Raw genomic sequence first — 15748 nt, 5'->3', positions numbered from 1 at the left:
AAAATTTTTCTTACACCATTTCGTACACTTTGACTCTCTTTTCGCCCACAAACTCAACAAACATCTTGACAGGCCGCATTCCGATCAAAAGCATCCAATATTCAATCTTGTTTACGACCTGCCGATAAGTCAATTCAGAAGAGAAAAATACCTCTCCCTCAAGTGAGCTGCCGCAGTCAAAAGAAGCAAAAAAATAATACTTTCTCAAATACGCATCATCCCCTCTGATAGACTTGCCCCAGCCCTAACCGATTTACAACAATAGGGATTTTTACATTACCAAGTGACTGAATAAAACCGCTCCCCAATGCTTCAAAAACCTTAAATTCGTATTTTCCTTCAATTCGGACCTGCATTGGCTGATTGTAATTCCCCATTCCTTCCGTATGGGTAACAACCCATTCATCGGGCTGCATGTTCCGGGAGATCATTTCATTCTTCAAAGCGTCTTCTACCTGGGTCGTAAATCCTCCCTCCCTTTGAGCCAGATCCACCGCAATATCTGCAATTTGATTGGCTTTGATCAGGTTGGCTGCGTATGCCGTTACATCGGGAACAAAAACCATGAGAAACAAAAAGAAAATCAGGTAGATTCCATAGGCTGGTGTTTGACTGATAATCATCCCCTCCCTTTAAAAAAACGCCCCTTTCCATTAAAGGGAAGGAGCGTTTCTTTGACATTGATCTTACAGAGCCCAGTCGGCTTGACCAGTACCCAATGGGTCTGCAACCATACCGTTTCCAGAGCTTGCACTTGTGAATTTGCTCATAATGTTACCAAATGCAGTTTTGGCTTGGGGATACACTAAAGTCATAACCCCGGCGGCTAAAAGTAGACCTCCTACAGTAAGTAATCCGGTTTCAGAAGAAACCTGAGAATCCTCATTTTTAATCCAATATTTAACATTTTTGATCATGAACACATTCCTCCATTTTCATTATATTTTTGAAAAGATATCCATAAAAATCACACCCAATGCCGTCATTGGCAAAATTGCCATATCCGCTAACAACAATCCATTGTACTTATTAATCAGAAGAGGTCTTTGATTAATAAGCACTAAATAGCTTTCCTCCCGTAGCTTTCTCATCACCTCCACTTGTTTACGGATGATCTCACGGGAACGTGAACGATCCGTATTGATAGCCTGCTGTAAAGCAGTTACAAATGTTTGGGCTTCAGGGATATCAACCTGCTCTGCAAAACGCCGAAAAGGTTTAGGGGAACCAGGGTACATATCCATTTCAACTTGCAGCCTTTCAACAAAGGGCTTCAGGAAAGGTCCTGCAAACTTAGTGGATTCTTTCACCGCCTGATAAGGGGTATAGGAATACATTAGCAACCCTAACGGGGTCAAATAATCCGGCAGTTCCAATTTCCTCATAGCCTTTGCATACTCCATTCGCTTTTTCAGCATACGATTCGGATAAAAATACATCATTAGCCCGGATGCAACGCTTAAACCGAGTAAAATTTTATTCCCGTTAAATATAAACATGGTGAGAAAAAATCCGCTGAAGGCAATCGCATATATGATTTTTGTGATCATAAAATCTTCCGGCGTTTGCCTCATCCCTGCTTGTTCCAGTTTAACTTTTAAGTCCTCACGCTTATCTTGCTTAAGCCGAAGACTCTTTTTCGTTACTGAAACAAGTGGCTTGAAATACCTCTCTAAAAATGTGGCAGGGATCTGTTCTTCACCAATGTTTTTAATATACTCCGAGAAGGTGTAAACCCGGTCAGACTTCCTTTCGAGCAAGATGTAGACTACCCAAAACACAATCCCAAACAACGCAATAGTAACCGGCGTACCCAAACCATCCCCCCTTTCCCTGAAACAAAAAAATGACTGTAAAAAAAAGAGCTAAGATTGACATGATATTCCACCATTTTGTGAAATCATGCTTCTCTTAACTCTGTTCTTACAGTCGTTAATCAAAAAATATTCAGTTGTGACTCCCAAAATACGAGAGTGGATAACACCTTATCCATTTTATACTATACCAAACGTCTTGCGATGTGTAAAGGCATTTTTTGTCGAGTTTTTTTGCGATGTGCTTTTTTTTCGTAGGCTGTCGCCACAATATTTCCTCATTTCACGTTCATAGCACTCTTAAAGAAATCAAACAGATGGCTCTGAATGTTATCTTCTAATTTTCTTGCTTCAGTAAAAAGTCTTTCTCCAATTTCATCGGTCAGCTCTTTGATTTTATTATAGTTCTCGATAAACAATTTCTGCTTTTCTAAATCAAAATTTCCTTCTTCATCCAAAGGAATTTTAATCTCAACTTTCTTAATGTTGTTTAAGTTACATTTAAAACGATAGTCAAATCCATATTTTTTCTTTATGTCCTGTATATAACAAAATATATACATCGGGTCAATTTTTTCATTCAAAATCTCAAATGCTATTCTCGAAGTATTTATATAGTATGGTTCGGTATGATATACAATGTTAGTCCCTGCTGACCCATCTCCATCACTACCAATTGAAATATGAGGATTTTCCTCAGTTGGTCGATAAGGTTCTCTCCCAACTTCATCTATATAGGCTACAGGATTTAATGTTGCAGTATAAATTGGAATACCATTGTCATGCCCCTTATCCATTGTACTGTATATTTTCTTCGTATATCCTAGTTGCCCCGTGTAAAACTTAAACATTGACTCATTACCTAATGTAGTGGTTAAATAGTTTAACTTGTTTGCTGGCGCATCAAAGGTTTCCGATAACTTTTCTTCTAGATCAGAAATATTTGACTTCAGTTCTTCAAGTTTTAAAATTAGTAACTCATTTGTTATTTCTTCGCTTTCATCCTCGATACCTAAAACAACTTTTTCTTCACGAGTCCACCATTCATCAATCAACCATTTATTCTCAGGTTCAAACATAGTTATAGGTTGAATTTTACATCTTCCATTAAGTGGAGTATAACCAAATTTATTAGTACTAAAGTAATTAAACTGAGTAGCCATATCATCTAAATCATTTAGGTCTGTCCTAAGTCGATTAACGTCAAGTGTTTCTCCGATATTGCTTACAATATAGGTAAACACTGGTTCTGTTTGCGTCAAGCTTTTATCACTCTTTTTAGTGATTGATAGAATATATGTTTTTTTATCTGTAGTATAAAAAGTCTTCGTAGGTAAAGAAATAATCCCATTAATTATACACTCATTTTTTATAAACCTTTTTAACTCGGTATCCGCTGGTCGGTACAAAAAACCATCAGGCACTATGATAAATGCAGTACCATTTGGTTTTAACTCTCTGACCATTTTTTCAATAAACAAGCCTTCTTTCCCCTGTGAACTAATGGTGTAATAATTTTTTAAGACTGACGACTTACTAATATAGCTTCGATACAACGACAATCCTTTTGTTACGTAAGGAGGGTTAGACATGATTAGGTCGTATTTTTCTGGATTAGTTTCTTCAAGTGAACCTACGATCGATTTATTACAGGATTTAAATATGTTATTAAACAAAAGAGCAAATTCCTCAGTTAAATTTGGGGTTGTTCTAACTAATTCCGACAAAAATATTAATATATTAGCTTTTGCTAATACAATTGTAGACTCATCATAGTCATGACCTGAGTAGATTATTTTACTAATCAGTTTGTTATTATCAAAGTAAAAGTCATTTTTATTATATTGTTTTCTTCTAATCATCGTTTCTAAAATAAACCCACCAACCCCACAGGCAGGGTCATTTATTATAGAATTATCTGGTAAATCTTCTACCTTAGCCATTTTCACAATAGCTTTAATAACGTTTCGAGGTGTAAAGAACTGTGCTAATTGTTTTTTACCTGTTGTTCCCTTTAAAAATTCTTCAAATAACCGAGATTTAAATTCAGGATCTATATTTTTAAGGTCCCCGAACTTCCTAAAGTTGGTTAAGATAGAAAAAAACAGTTCATCCTGATTATGGTCATCCTTTAAGCTTAATCCGTTAATGATGGTAGTTCCATCTATAATACTTTCTGGAAACAACTTCTTGATGTATTCTCTTACATTACTTCTGTAGTACCTTAACCAATAGTTCTCGGCAGCATAAACTGAATCAAAATCAATACTTACTCCTAAATGATTTTTGTTAAGAACCCCTAAATCACTCAAGTATTTAAAGATGAATAATTCGATAAAAGTCATTAAACATTTTTTGGGGTCGTCACCTGTCGCTAACCAGACAGATTGCCAAACTTGTTTGGCTAACACTTTAGGATTAGATATATCTAGTTTTCTAATTTGGGAATTATCGTTCCCTAAAGAAGAAATAAGACTTTCAGCTAATTGCAGAAAAGACTTTATGCCGTCTTCAGTATTGAAGTCAAAGTTATTAACAATTTGATTTCCGTTTGAATCGGTTATGTAATCATAGCCTCTCTCAATGTCTTGGTCATCTATATATTTGTAGGTTGCATTTTCTGTTTTAATCTGTGGATTTATCCATATATATTGGTTTCCATCAGTTATAATACCAAACTTAGCAGAGAGCAACTCGCAATAAGTGTTACATTGCTCAAGTGCTTCTTTCTTTTTCTTATTGGAGTTAAATTCACTAGGTTTTTTGAACTCTATAACAGCAATGACTTGAATGTTATTCTTGTTTCTTCTATCAACAATTAAACCATCAGGTTTTTGCAAGGCGTAACTTCCATAATTTCTATCTGGAATAATTTTATGGGCTTTTAACTCATTTAAGTTAGTTGCACCTATATTGTAATATTCATAATTGCCTATCTTTTGCCCACGTTCAGTTAATCTCTTTTGTATTAACTCTTCACTCATTTCATCACCCCAAAGTATAAATTTTTTTCGCCTATCTCTCAACCCTTGTCCCGTCCGGCTCGCCGAACATCGCAACTTGCTATTGTCAAACCTGTTTTTTCTCCCGGAATAGGGTTATCAGGCGTGAACAAATACAAATACTCTATGATCACAGGCACTTCACGTTTGGACGTATAATATAGAACATGGCAAACATCATTTTTGGAATGTTTCTGAACTTTTTTCAAGGTTGTCCCAACTTGACCGTGCAAATGCTGGTTTAACCGCTCCAATATCATTTCTGTTGCAAAGAAACGTAACCGGGGGACGACCCGTTTCTTGTTCACAAATGTGTCAAAAGTATAGTGGATTGAAAAATATCCTCTCAAAAACTCTGCTTCTCGTTCTACTGAATCAAATTCGGGTATCCTTCGCTGTGTATTTCCTATTCTCCCTTCGTATCCATGCGAAAACATCCATTGAACATACGGATTCGATAGCGGCAATTTTAACCTCCAGCTTTCCCCGGCATATCTCTCAACAGGAAATAGACTCCGTTTGGGATCTGCAACATCACGCACTTTCTTCACGTATTGCTTATATTTCGATTGAACAAGGAAATAATCTCCGCTGATCCGGCCGCAGCCCCAAAGGAAACCAAGTGTCCAAAAATCCATTTTCATCCCCCGGTTTTTTTGTTTTACCGAATACTTCAGCATACTTCAGCGTTATTCTATTTTTTTACCGATTCAGAAGGGTCAAACCTGCTATGCTGCTCAACTTTAACAAATGCAAATACGATTGAGACAATGATAAAAACCAAAGCCCCTTTTCCAAAGGTTGTCCCGATTATTTTATCATAGATTTCAGGCGTAAAAAATTTAAAGAAAAAAGGAATCGCAATCACGATCAGTGCATTTTGTCTGAATGCCTGTTTTGACTGGGTCAGGGCGGCATGCAGCTTCATTTGCAACAATTTTTTCTGCTCAAATTCCTCTGCGGTTGTCATCAATATATCATGAAACTCACCGCCATGTTTATGGGCTACATCCAGCATATCGTGGAAAAAATGAAGTTCTTTGTACTTATACTTACGGTTTAGTTCACGGAAAGCATATTCCACTGATTTTCCAGATTGCAAGATGGCTAAAGCACTTTCTACATCTTTTTTTATCGGGTCCTCTAATAATGGAGTAATGCTGGTTAACGTGTCCACAGCGTTCCCGTACACAGGCATCGCATTAGCCGTTGCTTTCATATATATCATGAGCTTTTCTTCGGTTTTTAGTTTGTTTTTTCGTTTGTGCAAGTACAGCATCACCTTTGGGACCATAAAGCCAACGAGAAAGCCTATTGGCGAAAGAAAATATAGCTGGAACAATTGAATGGCCGCACTTCCTAATATCCCCCCGACAAAAACAAAAACCCAATATTCTTTTTCGCTTACGTTCCAATCATATTTTTGGGCCTCTTCAACAAACGGGGCTGGGGACATCCACCTGGTCCACTTTCTTTTTGATAAAAAATCTTTTGATTTTACCCGTTTAACTTCTTCCTGATGTTCAAACATATTTTTAACACGAAAGGATTGGCGAGAGTTCAGTTGATAGAGAAGATATCCAATGCCAACCCCGATAATGATTAAATATATCTCAGAGAGAAACATCGCTTATCTTCCCCCTGTCCTCTTCTGATAGCAAAGGTTTAATCTTTTTCACACTAATTCCTCTGCTAAACAGCCTTTTTGCCGTCTCCAAACGAATAAAACCCGTTTGCTTATGGGTACCATGGATTTTAGTGATTTTGTTCCCTTCTTTTTCAAATTTATGGGGTATGAATTGGAATAAGGGTCTATAAATGACTCTTCCATTCTCGTAATCTACTAATTCAACCACTTCGGTTATGCGGCGAACCTTATCGTCCATTTTTTCCTGAAAAATGACGATATCAAAGGTTTTGGCCACCCATTTCCCGATGATATCCGGCTCCAGTTTCATACCGGATCGAAGGCACATCATCACAAGGCGTTCCACAGTATCCGCACAGGAGTTGGCGTGCCCTGTCGTAAATCCGCCTTCATGACCGGTATTGAAAATTTCTAACATATATACCGCCTCTGGTCCCCTTACCTCCCCTACTGCCACTCTGGTTGGTTTTTGCCTTAGAGAGTTTTTGAGAAGAACCGTATAATCCACCGTTGTACTGGGGTCTGAGGTAAACCGGCATTCCATCGGAACAATGTGCTTCTGTGGGTATATGTCTTTCAAACGGGTCTCCGCTGTATCTTCTAACATAAGAAGTCTCTCGTCATCAGGGATGTGCTTGACCAGATACTTGAATAATTCTGTCTTTCCTGAACCGGTTGGACCTGCAATTAAAATATTCATTTTCCCTTTTACAAAAACCTCAAAAGCATCAAGCATTTCCCGGCTTGCCTGTCCGGAAGTTACAATCGTTTCATCATTAATTCTCAAGTCTTTGGCAAATTTACGAATGGTAATGACGATCCCCAGCCCGCTGATCAAGCCATTGACTATGTTAATCCTCATTCCGGGGAAGCGGCAGTCTACGTACGGTTTGGCTGAAGTCAAACTTTCTCCGGCGGCATTTACAATTTTCATGGCCACTTCCAATAGTTCTTCATCAGAAGAAAAGGTAATATCTGTTTTATACTCTCTTCCATTTTCTTCGACATATACTTCATTTTTGCCATTTACCATGATTTCCGTGATATCCTCATTTTCCATAAGGGGCTGGATCGGTCCCAATCCAGCCAGTGCATGCAAAATATGCTTTAATAAATCATCTGCATTAAATCCAGGCACAACAATCGCCTGTTGAGTAATGTAGTCTGCTATGATTTCTCCCAGTTTCTCACGTTTTCTCTCGTCTACAATCGATTCCTGAAACAACTTCTTATGGTTGCCCGATAAATATTGCCTAATTTGTTCAAGGATCGCCAAAGAGACTTTTTTTGCTCTAAACCCATGACTTTTTTCCTGTTCTGTTCGATATTTATAAGAATACCGATGCAAATCTATGACGTTGATTTCTCTTTCAACCTCTTCAATCGACTGATTTAAAATATTTATACGGTTGTTTTTCATTTTTTCATCGTCCTCCAGTTTAAATCGCATATTTCCTCCTTATCTTTGTTGTCCGCTATCTAAGTGACAAAAACTTTTTCTTTTTTTCCGGAACCGTTGTATCAATAAACCCGAACATATCCGCTAACTCCGCCATTTTTTTGTCTATCATGGGCGATCCCAGGCTCAAATCCAGCTCCAAAAGGGCACGTTTGGGATCAAAAGGAACAACCATCCTGCTTTCTTCCTGAATAAAAGAATCCAGTGCGTCTTTTTGAATTTCCTCATGCACCTGATTGAAAATGGTACTCCATTTTGTCATATTCAGAGGTGTGTTCTTTAACTTTTTCTTTAATTGTCCATACCTTACGATGCGTCCGGGATGCGGAGTCAAAATATTAAAAATCTCATCGCTTTCCAACATAACCGGGAACGAAAACAAGTGTTCAATTTCATTGGGCAGATTTAAAATAATGGCATCATAAGACAGATTTTTTAACCCTTTTATAAAGTGATCAATGAACTGTTCACTCTTAATTGACGGAAACTCCTCCACAACAAAATTTGATGGCAAAGCCATAAAATCCAGCTTAGGCGGTATTTTGGAAATCGCCTGCTGAATTCGCTTTTGGCTTCCAAAAACATCCCGTGGACTAGCAACATATTGCTTTAAATCAAATTCATCTTGATCAGACACGTGCATGGCTAATTGAAAGATATTTTTGGCTGGATGGCTGAGTCCGCTCGTCCAAGCAAACGAAGGATAGAAGTAATCCAGCTCAACATAGAGAACTTTATAGTTTCTTGAAGCAATCACTTTGGCCAAAGACTGCGATAAGGTCCTTTTTCCTTGTCCGGGTGCTGCTGACCAAAAGCTGATTAATTTAGACTCGTCGATTCTGGTATGCGCATACTCTTCTTTGGAAACATCCCGAATTGAAACTTTTGATGATAGGTCTTGTTTTCTGGAAATGACTCTGTAATTTGCTTTAACTGCAATTTGCCTTCTGCTTGCTTCTTCAGTACTTTCGAGTGGTTTGTTTTTTTGACTCAAGAAGAGAAACCCTTTATTTTCTTCTGCCTGTTCTTCCTTCTGTTTTTCCTTAATTTCTTCTTCCTCTTCTTCATACAGGTTAACATCCTCTTTCTTGGGACGGTATTTCATTAATTCTTTCTCTGCTTCCGCTTTTGTTTTAGGATGGTAAATTCTATCCAGAATTGTAGATATGTCAATTTCCCCATTGTCAGTGATGATGAGATCATATATATCCAGTAAATATATTTGTTCAAGCACTTCAAACGGAATCTCATCAGAGGCAAGAACGATAAACCGAATACCGGAGGCTTTTAATTGCTTTAAAAGATAGCAAATGGTTTTATATTTTCGATGGATATCCTTCTCATCGTGAATAGACGGTATATACATGGATAAAATGATGGTCTGTATTTCAGGAAAACGCTGATCGATAAACTCCAGCTCTTCAAGGTACTCAATCCTGTGTTCCCATTTAAAGTATTCTTCCAGACTGTTGTCTAAAAACGGATTTCCAGTAGCAAGTAAAATACTCATTTTTTCACTCCTTTATTTGTTGATTTTCTTTTTTCAGTTCTTCAAGAAACGTTTCAAGCGTATAGCTATTTTCTTCTATCCATTTGAGAATAAATTGTTCAGGAGTAAGAGACTCCAATTGATCAAGTTCATCCGTACCTTCATCCGCGCTATTGTTGTCCGCTTTCTCCGCTTGTTGTTTCTCCAAGTTGTCCTGATCTTCAATCTTAAGAAAGCTGGTGCCGGTTGCAACCGGAATAATATTCCCCAACATCTTCGCTTTGTTCAGGTAATCAAGTTGCTCTTCGGTAACAGCGAGTGTATACAGTTTTGCTAAAGCCTTGGGATTATTCGTTGAAGTTGCCACTTTAGACGGATCTTTCTTTTTGCTTTCTGTGTACTCTTGGGGGCTGAAAACATCCTGGGTCTTACTGTCTTTCACCGATGTCACGCGAATCCTTTTGAACATGCGGCCGACTAACGGTTTTTTGGATTCTGTTTGTGTGGTTGCAAAATACAGATCAACGTAGGCTCCGGGAATGATCGAATTCCCTGATGATGTTTCCAAGTCTACCAACAACGAAAAGGCCTTTTCATTTTTCTCCAGCTTTAATACGGCTGCATCCGGCATTTCATCTTTGGTTAGAATTTTCCCTTCATAGAAATACGAATTCTTTGCAATGCCATACCCTTCAACCGTCCATTTTCCGATAATCTCATCTGGATCAATGATGGAATTCGGGGGAACCGTTGAGGCAGGGACCAGCTTCTGAAAAAGCATACTTTCCGTAATTTCGGTATGCGGCGGAATATCCTGCCGAGCAATGACAACCGTTACAGGATTCATTTCTTCTTCTAACGTGAGGGAATTGTACTGGTATATCCCTCCCACGACTAACAATGCAACAATCACGGCTATAATCTTTCTTTTTGTAAACTTGCTGATTTTCACTCATACACTCTCCTTCGCTTTTTTAATTTTTAGATTCAAAAATGACTTCTTCTTTTTTATGACTCACCGTATACTGTTTATCTCCGCCATCGAAGGTATTGGTGAATTGCAAGAAATTACTTTTGGCGGTGGTATATGACTCCACGGCAAGCATCGGTGGATATGCTGAAAAGCCAAAAATTTGTATCTGTCGAAGTCCGCTTTTGGTATTGGCATTTTCCGCATAATACCTTAAAAAGGCTTCGTCAGAAATCTCCTCGTTGATCACCATCTGCTCAGATTCCCTCAACACCCCCCGATTGACAGAAAGAGAAAGAGCCGCTTTTGCGGCCCTTTCCAAGGATGTATCGTTATCCATATCTGCAATCTGCATATATCCAATATCTAACGTAAAGTAAGTAAATAGAACGATGATAAGCAATCCTATTGCAAATTTACCTGTCCAAGCCATCTCTTCTCCCCTTTCCTAATTTTCTCTGTATGGAATCCCCAAATCATCAATCATGGTGGGGCTGCCATCAAGTGGTACCGACCGATTATATTCCCTGATCTTTTCCAACATCTCATCATCAACCCAAAATATCTTTCTGGGATAATCAAGAGGGACATCTTCGGGATTGTGATATTGATCGCTGTTATACCAATCCACTGTATCCTCAATGATCCACTCTTTACCCTGCCAGTTAGAACCTACCCCTGCCGGAAATGGATGATAAGGGAGAATGGATCTGTTTACGTAATCGTCAAAAGGAGATCCCTTAATTGTGACATAATCCTCGTCACAATCGCTCAAATCGTTCTTTCCGGCATTATAGGCGATCACTTTGATTCGGTACTGACCATCAGGATAAGAAAAGGGCGTATACCACTTCCGTCCGCCATCAAGGAGTTTATCTCCAAAATCACGGTTGACATCCATCTTCTTGTAGAAAAGATTCCCTGACCATTCTTCAATATAAATTTCCGGCAACACCCAAGTATTCACCCAGCTTCCAACTGGATTTAAGGGTTCTAATTCCACTTCTTTCCCAACGAAATTATCTTCTGTCGGAAAATATGCCACTACCCTTGTCGGACCGTCATAGGTGTTTGTATCATCCTGATATTCTGTACGTACCTCGAAGGTGAAACCAAATCCTGCTTTGGTTTCTTTTGGAGTCACATTGATAATGCTTACATCAAGGGTCTCATAATAACGGTGGGTGCGTGTATACTCATGTTCTTCTGTATATCGATTCCCATCTGCATCAGTATGTGTTTCCGTCCTGGTGTGCGTTCTTGTTTCTTTTTTGACCAATCCCTGATTATATACATCATTCGGATCACAATCCGTTTCAGATAGTACCACTTGAATATCCACGCCGGCTGACATCTGATTGTTCCCGTAATTGATTTCCGGGAACTCCGGCGGAAAATTGATGGAGGCTACCAACGATCCTCCAGACATGGTTTTCTGGGCTGTCCAGGTGAAGTAAAGCGTTCTTTCCTCACCCGGGTCTAAAGTTACAGTGCGACTCCCCAGCTCCTGCCCGTTTAATAAAAGCCTTACTTTTGCTTCCTTTGGCTCAAATGTAAACCCGGCACTGCCCACGAGAACTTTTGTTACTACCGTTTCATCTTGCTGGTAAGTGCCTCCTTCCACACTTTTCACATATAAATCCACGTCATCGGTAAAGTAAATGGTTTGCTGTAACAGATTATCTTCCCACTTTCTTTCTCCAGAGGGCTTATCCCGTGAGGGATTGACCTCAAATTCAATATTTAGCTTCTTTTGATTGCTGTTGATGATAATCCCATCAACCGTGGTTGTGGAATCATACGGGACAACAATCCCTTCTCTTCTTCCAGCCTCCACCCCATTGATTCTCCATACCAAATCCGTGGTGATATTTCCATCCCAGCCCCTTTCATTGGTAATATTCACCGCAAGGCTTAAGTCCTCTCCCTGTTTTGGCGGATTGGCACTCATTTGCAGGTCACTAATGATTAGATTAGGAATCTGCGGATAAAGTTTTCCTGTGATGACATTATCCGCATAATTGATCTCTTCAGGCTCATTTCTGTAAGGATTAATCTCAATGGTATATGGCACTTCATTCCTTGGCATATTGTCAAATGTGACCGAAAGAGGCTGACCATACGGATATTCCCTCAAAGGATAAATTGTAACCCTTTGTTCCACTGGAGGATTATCTCCAAACTGGTATTTGAGCACGGTATCAAAAGGTTCATTTGCATCGGTTCGATTATAGACTAATACATTCACTTTTACGCTTGATCCCGGATAAATCCGGCCAAGGGGATTGGTACCGTCCAAGCTAAGTGACAGATTGACATATTTCCCAACCGTATACAACCAAAGCTCTCCGGTATCCCCCTTGTTCACCCCGAATGCCAGATGATTTTTAGCGAGCATCATTTCCGTTGCCAGCCCCTGCCCTTGCACCTGCCAGTCGCCCGGCACGCTCCCGTCACTGGTTGCCTTGACCGATGAACGGGTCAATGTGTTGGTTGTCCAATCAAAGGCAACCTCTGTTCGGTTGCCGTCATAATCCAGGAAAATAAGCTGTCCCTTCGTATCCCCGTAGAATACAAACGCTCTACCGTCTGAAGCTTTCCAAACCGTTGCATCATTGGCCACATCATTTCCCGTGGAGATATCCGGGTCAACGGGATTTCCGTTTTTGTCTTTTCCTGATCCAGCCTTAAATACCAGGGAACCATCTTCTTTCTTGAGGCCAATCAGCATCCCTGGTCGGCGTACAGGAAAGTAAATATTGGTTTCCCCCATGGCTGGAGAGTTGTTGACAAGTGTCATGTATCCATAGGATTTTTTCCATATTAACGAACCGTCAGATGGCCATAATCTGTAAAATGTCCCGTTCTTATCCGAAAAGTAAATTCCGTTATCTTCATACACCGCATTGGTTGGAACCCCGGTATCTGCTTTAAAGTCATTTGGCCATACCCGGGAGATTATCGGCTTCTCATTTCCACCAGGGTCGGTTACTTCAAACATCCCTACCAATCCTGCACGGGAAGAGCCGCGATAGTTTAACGTCACAACAAACCGATTGGGATTGACCGAAACTTCTGATGTGGAACTGGATATTTCGGCATTGGAATAAGTGTCGTCAAGGGAATAAGTACGATAATAACCCTCCCCAGTCTGATTTTTCGTTTTCAACCCCTTAATCGCATGAATCTTGGCATCAAACGCTCCAACGACTACCAAGTCACCGGGGAAAGCATGGGGGGCACCCACGATTTCTTCTCCAACAGAGTAACTCCCCAGTATTTCGCTTAAATCTGCACTGACTGCCAATACTTCAGACGCATTTCCGGAGTTATACCCGATATAGAAAACATTGTTCTCCGGGGACCAGGTGGGATGAGAATAGGTTTTGGCATAGTCTCCCAACCAAGTAGCACGTGCTCCCTTTTGGATTATATCTTGCTTATATGCCGCCTTGTCATCCCCAGGCTTAAATTCCCCGGCACTCACCGGAATCCGGTAAAAATACGTTCCTCTAGGCAGTTCAAAGAAGTTATTGGTGTCTGGGACTGCCGCAACGGCATAAAAATAGTCCCCCACCGCTATGGTTTGGGAGACCGACCAACCAATATCCAGTTTTGCTTTAAACTGCAAAGGGGGCTGAAGCTGAAAATCTGATACCGTCCGTGTTCTTTGATTATTTGCTCCATAGGTGTTCCAATCGTCTGACACAGGAGGCTCGACTGGAGCCCAATCGCTTTGGGCAATCGGCTGGGAATCGACTACAAATAGAAATCCAGAAGCCAAACCAACGAAAACCAACAACAAAATAAGATTTTCCTTAAAATTTTTCAATTTTTCTCCTCCTTCTAAAACAAAAACCCAACCTTATCGTTGGGCTAATTTTCAATCCATCCATTTACTTCAGCAATATTTTCTTTAAAGTATGACCTGGTTAGTGGAGTGTATATAATAACTCCCTTTACTCTTGGCTCCCAAAACACTCTTGCTCCTAGGGTTTCTGCGACAAACCTCAGCGGCACCATGGTTCTGTCATCCTTGATGACAGCTTTTGTATCGAAAGTGACCTCCTGACCATTTACCAGTGCCTTGTTTTCGCCCACTTTTAGCTTAATGACAGTTTTGGTTTTCCCGTCACTGTTTGGTTTTTCGATGGTGACGGTTCGGGTGAATGGATTCCAACTGACATCTGCCTCAATGTGACGGGCTTCGGCAATAAACCTTACGGGTACCATGGTTCGGTTATCCTCATTGATGTAGGGTTGTGCATCGGGAAAATCAATACCAACGTCATCTATTGATACGCTTACACTATTATCCCTTTTTATTCCATCTGTTGCAGTATCCCAGTTCATCAACGGTTCTTCAACCACTTCTCCTATCCATTCACCGCCACGCCCTTGATTCGGCCCACCAAATACAGGAATCGAAGGCTCATTTGAATTTGCCACTGCCACACCTGTCATCATCATTAACAGAAGTACGCTTAAAACAATTTTTTTGATGTTCATTTTTTTATTCTCCTTTCCATTTTTTTCTTATCTTAAGATTTTCCTCTTTGTTGGGCTAATTTTCAATCCATCCTTGTTCTTCTGCAAGATCTTCATCAAAATACGCTCTTTCGTTTGGAGTGTATATAATCACAGCTTTTACTCTAGGGTCCCAAAACACCCTCGCTCCCAGCGTTTCTGCGACAAACCTTAACGGCACCATGGTTCTGTCATCCTTGATGACGGCTTTTGTATCGAAAGTGACCTCCTGACCATTTACCAATGCCTTGTTTTCACCCACTTTTAGCTTAATGACGGTTTGGGTTTTTCCGTCACTGTTTGGTTTTTCGATGGTGACGGTTCGGGTGAAGGGATTCCAGCTAACATCTGCCTCAATATGGCGAGCTTCGGCAATGAATCTTACGGGTACCATGGTTCGGTTATCCTCATTGATGTAGGGCTGTGCATCAGGAAATTTAATACCTAAATCATCTATTACTACTCCTACCGTCTCCCTCCCTGCCATTCCATCTGTTGCAGTATCCCAGTTCATCAAAGGTTCTTCAACCACTTCTCCTATCCATTCACCGCCACGCCCTTGATCCGGCCCACCAAATACAGGAATCGAAGGCTCATTTGAATTTGCCACTGCCACACCTGTCATCATCATTAACAGAAGTACGCTTAAAACAATTTTTTTGATGTTCATTTTTTTATTCTCCTTTCCATTTTTTTCTTATCTTAAGATTTTCCTCTTTGTTGGGCTAATTTTCAATCCATCCTTGTTCTTCTGCAAGATCTTCATCAAAATACGCTCTTTCGTTTGGAGTGTATATAATCACAGCTTTTACTCTAGGGTCCCAAAACACCCTCGCTCC

At 40.0% G+C, this 15748-nt stretch carries 14 protein-coding genes; all 14 read right to left on the bottom strand.

Translation table 11 applies throughout. The annotated features are described in order from the left end of the window. Nucleotides 1-10: 10 nt before the first annotated feature. The 14 genes from L1765_RS11140 to L1765_RS11075 all read right to left on the bottom strand — a co-directional run bounded on the left by L1765_RS11140 (nt 11) and on the right by L1765_RS11075 (nt 15579). Complete coding sequence (locus tag L1765_RS11140; RefSeq protein WP_236407324.1) at nt 11-208, bottom strand: hypothetical protein; 198 nt, start codon at nt 206-208, stop codon at nt 11-13. Between the two features lie 7 nt (nt 209-215). After that, nucleotides 216-623 carry a DUF4320 family protein gene (locus L1765_RS11135; RefSeq protein ID WP_236407322.1) on the bottom strand — a complete coding sequence of 136 codons (408 nt, stop codon included), beginning with the start codon at nt 621-623 and terminating at the stop codon, nt 216-218. 63 nt (nt 624-686) lie between these two features. After that, on the bottom strand, nt 687-917 hold the full coding sequence (locus L1765_RS11130; protein ID WP_236407320.1) for a hypothetical protein: 231 nt from the start codon (nt 915-917) through the stop codon (nt 687-689). Between the two features lie 21 nt (nt 918-938). Then, nucleotides 939-1817, bottom strand: a complete 879-nt coding sequence (locus L1765_RS11125) for a hypothetical protein (protein ID WP_236407319.1) — start codon at nt 1815-1817, stop codon at nt 939-941. 275 nt (nt 1818-2092) lie between these two features. Further along, on the bottom strand, nt 2093-4798 hold the full coding sequence (locus L1765_RS11120) for a restriction endonuclease subunit M (RefSeq protein ID WP_236407317.1): 2706 nt from the start codon (nt 4796-4798) through the stop codon (nt 2093-2095). 38 nt (nt 4799-4836) lie between these two features. Next, nucleotides 4837-5454: a hypothetical protein gene (locus L1765_RS11115; RefSeq protein ID WP_236407315.1), complete on the bottom strand. Its 618-nt coding sequence runs from the start codon at nt 5452-5454 to the stop codon at nt 4837-4839. 56 nt (nt 5455-5510) lie between these two features. After that, on the bottom strand, nt 5511-6443 hold the full coding sequence (locus L1765_RS11110) for a type II secretion system F family protein (RefSeq protein WP_236407313.1): 933 nt from the start codon (nt 6441-6443) through the stop codon (nt 5511-5513). Further along, nucleotides 6430-7914: a CpaF family protein gene (locus tag L1765_RS11105; RefSeq protein WP_236407310.1), complete on the bottom strand. Its 1485-nt coding sequence runs from the start codon at nt 7912-7914 to the stop codon at nt 6430-6432. The genes L1765_RS11110 and L1765_RS11105 overlap by 14 nt, the downstream gene beginning before the upstream one ends. Nucleotides 7915-7939: 25 nt before the next feature. Next, nucleotides 7940-9433, bottom strand: coding sequence for an AAA family ATPase (locus tag L1765_RS11100; protein ID WP_236407308.1), 1494 nt, complete (start codon nt 9431-9433; stop codon nt 7940-7942). Nucleotides 9434-9437: 4 nt separating this feature from the next. Further along, nucleotides 9438-10364, bottom strand: coding sequence for a Flp pilus assembly protein CpaB (gene cpaB / locus L1765_RS11095; RefSeq protein WP_236407305.1), 927 nt, complete (start codon nt 10362-10364; stop codon nt 9438-9440). A 22-nt stretch (nt 10365-10386) separates the two neighbouring features. Beyond that, nucleotides 10387-10815, bottom strand: coding sequence for a DUF5411 family protein (locus L1765_RS11090; RefSeq protein WP_236407303.1), 429 nt, complete (start codon nt 10813-10815; stop codon nt 10387-10389). Between the two features lie 15 nt (nt 10816-10830). Beyond that, a complete protein-coding gene (locus L1765_RS11085) occupies nt 10831-14214 on the bottom strand; it encodes a hypothetical protein (protein ID WP_236407302.1) in 3384 nt (1127 codons plus the stop codon). 44 nt (nt 14215-14258) lie between these two features. Beyond that, nucleotides 14259-14891, bottom strand: a complete 633-nt coding sequence (locus tag L1765_RS11080) for a copper amine oxidase N-terminal domain-containing protein (RefSeq protein WP_236407298.1) — start codon at nt 14889-14891, stop codon at nt 14259-14261. 55 nt (nt 14892-14946) lie between these two features. Next, nucleotides 14947-15579: a copper amine oxidase N-terminal domain-containing protein gene (locus tag L1765_RS11075; protein ID WP_236407295.1), complete on the bottom strand. Its 633-nt coding sequence runs from the start codon at nt 15577-15579 to the stop codon at nt 14947-14949. Between the last annotated feature and the right edge of the window lie 169 nt (nt 15580-15748).

The sequence above is a fragment of the Microaerobacter geothermalis genome, from assembly GCF_021608135.1.
In the GTDB taxonomy this organism is placed as follows: Bacteria; Bacillota; Bacilli; order DSM-22679; family DSM-22679; genus Microaerobacter; species Microaerobacter geothermalis.
Note: the sequence above shows the minus strand (reverse complement) of the source record. Positions and strands in the feature narration are given on the sequence as shown.

Coding starts and splice junctions, on each gene's coding strand:
- L1765_RS11105 (WP_236407310.1), bottom strand. CDS start 7,914: ATGCGATTTAAACTGGAGGACGATGAAAAAATGAAAAACAACCGTATA.
- L1765_RS11130 (WP_236407320.1), bottom strand. CDS start 917: ATGATCAAAAATGTTAAATATTGGATTAAAAATGAGGATTCTCAGGTT.
- L1765_RS11120 (WP_236407317.1), bottom strand. CDS start 4,798: ATGAGTGAAGAGTTAATACAAAAGAGATTAACTGAACGTGGGCAAAAG.
- L1765_RS11075 (WP_236407295.1), bottom strand. CDS start 15,579: ATGAACATCAAAAAAATTGTTTTAAGCGTACTTCTGTTAATGATGATG.
- L1765_RS11080 (WP_236407298.1), bottom strand. CDS start 14,891: ATGAACATCAAAAAAATTGTTTTAAGCGTACTTCTGTTAATGATGATG.
- L1765_RS11135 (WP_236407322.1), bottom strand. CDS start 623: ATGATTATCAGTCAAACACCAGCCTATGGAATCTACCTGATTTTCTTT.
- L1765_RS11115 (WP_236407315.1), bottom strand. CDS start 5,454: ATGGATTTTTGGACACTTGGTTTCCTTTGGGGCTGCGGCCGGATCAGC.
- L1765_RS11090 (WP_236407303.1), bottom strand. CDS start 10,815: ATGGCTTGGACAGGTAAATTTGCAATAGGATTGCTTATCATCGTTCTA.
- L1765_RS11100 (WP_236407308.1), bottom strand. CDS start 9,433: ATGAGTATTTTACTTGCTACTGGAAATCCGTTTTTAGACAACAGTCTG.
- L1765_RS11110 (WP_236407313.1), bottom strand. CDS start 6,443: ATGTTTCTCTCTGAGATATATTTAATCATTATCGGGGTTGGCATTGGA.